We start from the raw sequence: 1,024 nt of genomic DNA on the forward strand, positions 1-1,024 counted from the left end.
GCAAAAAATACCCAACCGGTTCAAAATAAACACCCTGGCGCGGGGTGGAGCAGCCCGGTAGCTCGTCAGGCTCATAACCTGAAGGCCGCAGGTTCAAATCCTGCCCCCGCAACCAAATCAGAAATAGCCCCGTCTCCGACGGGGCTATTTGCGTTTAAAGCCAGTGAAAGCCGGGAAAGACAAAGTCATCCCAATAAAGTCACGACGCCAGCAAATCCATATCCCAATATCGTGATAGCAAAGAATTTTGTCGCCCCGCGGCAAACTGATAGAAGCTCAAGCGAAACTATCTCAACGGAGACCGTGATGAAGCTCTATTACAAACCCGGCGCATGTTCATTGGCACCCCACATCGTGCTCAGCGAAGCGGGCTTTTCCTACGACCTTGAAGTGGTCGATCTCAAGGAAAAGAAGACAGCGAGTGGTGCCGACTACCTGAAAATCAATCCTCGTGGTGCAGTACCTGCTATCGAGGTTGAATCCGGTGTCGTGATTACGCAGAATGCAGCAATTCTGCAGTATATCGGTGATCATTCTGACGTTGCAGCCTTCAAGCCTGCCTATGGCACGATTGAACGTGCCTGTTTGCAGGAAGCGCTCGGCTTCTGCGGCGATCTGCATACAGCGTTCGGCGGTCTGTTCGCGCCCAATTTGGCTGAAGAAGCAAAGGCCACAGTGGTTGCCTCCATCAATCGTCGTATGGGGCAGCTTGAAACGATGCTTTCAAGCGACCAGGACTTCTGGCTTGGGGCCGATTTTACGCAACCCGATGCCTATGTATCCGTCATCATCGGTTGGGGCCTCATGATGAAGGTCGATCTTACGGCCTATCCGAAGGCCCTTGCTCTGCGCGAACGCGTCATGGCGCGCCCTGCCACCCGAAAGGCCCTCAAAGAAGAAGGCCTGCTCTAGGCTCCAAACCCAATTAAACATTTGATCAAATTACTTCTTCATGATTCACTCTCCTGATAACGGGAGTTTTGGAGCATGGCAGGAGAATTCTGGCTTGATGATCGGCAATGGG

General features: G+C 52.4%; 1 protein-coding gene and 1 tRNA gene. Both read left to right on the top strand.

From position 1 onward, the window contains the following. Positions 1 to 38: 38 nt before the first annotated feature. Positions 39 to 115, top strand: a tRNA-Met gene (locus tag OIV19_RS23590). A 191-nt stretch (positions 116 to 306) separates the two neighbouring features. Beyond that, a complete protein-coding gene (gst, locus tag OIV19_RS23595) occupies positions 307 to 912 on the top strand; it encodes a glutathione transferase (protein ID WP_264234340.1) in 606 nt (201 codons plus the stop codon). Positions 913 to 1,024 lie beyond the last annotated feature (112 nt).

This window comes from Brucella sp. HL-2, assembly GCF_025846885.2.
GTDB classification, from domain to species: Bacteria; Pseudomonadota; Alphaproteobacteria; order Rhizobiales; family Rhizobiaceae; genus Brucella; species Brucella quorumnocens.